The sequence below is a fragment of the Emticicia sp. CRIBPO genome, assembly GCF_009905725.1.
Classification (GTDB): Bacteria; Bacteroidota; Bacteroidia; order Cytophagales; family Spirosomataceae; genus Leadbetterella.
The window spans coordinates 1-1040 of sequence record NZ_JAAAKV010000032.1 but is presented as its reverse complement, the minus strand read 5'-3'; the positions used below and the strand labels follow the sequence as shown (position 1 = coordinate 1040).

1 pseudogene is annotated in these 1040 nt (G+C 66.8%); it reads right to left on the bottom strand.

The annotated features are described in order from the left end of the window. Positions 1–1040: pseudogene (locus tag GVN16_RS25940) on the bottom strand (hypothetical protein); the annotation flags it as partial.

Sequence of the window (1040 nt, the reverse complement as noted above, 5' to 3'; positions counted from 1 at the left end):
ATCTCCATCTGCTTGTCCGACAGCTGGCCTTCGAGGCCCGCGAACCAGTCCCGCGCCGGTCGGATCGCCAGGCCGGAGATCTCGGAGATATTCTTGCCCGCGATCTTCACCGCCAGCGCCTCGGGCCGCAGCCGCGCGCCGCCGCAGGCCTCGCAGGGGGTATCCGACTGATAGCGCCCCAGTTCCTCGCGCACCCAGCTGCTGTCGGTCTCCCGCCAGCGCCGCTCGAGGTTGGGCAGCACGCCTTCGAACGGTTTCACCACCTCGTACTTGCGGGCGTTGTCGTCGTAGACAAACTTTATCTTCTCGGTCCCGGTACCATACAGCACCACCTCATGGGCCTTCTCCGGCAGCGAATGCCAGGGCTTGTCCATCGAGAAGCCGTAGTGCAGCGCCAGGGCCTGCAGGGTCTGGGTGTAGAGGGGTGAGGGCCCCTTGGCCCAGGGCGAGACCGCCCCCTTGTGCAGGCTCTTGTCCTTGTCCGGGATCACCATGTCGGCGTCGAAGGCCAGCTTGGCCCCCAGCCCGTCACAGACCGGGCAGGCGCCCGCCGGGTTGTTGAATGAGAACAGTCGGGGCTCGATCTCCGCGATGGTGAAGCCGCTGACCGGGCAGGCGAACTTCTCCGAGAACAGCAGCCGCTGCGGCTCCTTCTCGCCCTCCTTCACATCCGCCCATTCGGCCACCGCCAGCCCGTCGGCCAGCCGCAGCGCCTGCTCCAGGCTGTCTGCGTAACGGCCCTCCAGGCCCGGCTTGGTGACCAGCCGGTCGACCACCACGTCGATGTCGTGCTTGTACTTCTTGTCGAGCTCCGGGACATCCTCGATGGGGTACAGGGTCCCGTCGATCTTCAGCCGCTGGTAGCCCTGCTTGCGCCACTCGGCGATTTCCTTGCGGTACTCGCCCTTCCGGTCGCGCACTACGGGGGCCAGCAGATAGATGCGCTCGCCCTCGGGCAGGGCGGTCAGCTTGTCGACCATCTGGCTGACGGTCTGGCTCTCGATGGGCAGGCCGGTGGCCGGCGAATAGGGAACCCCGAC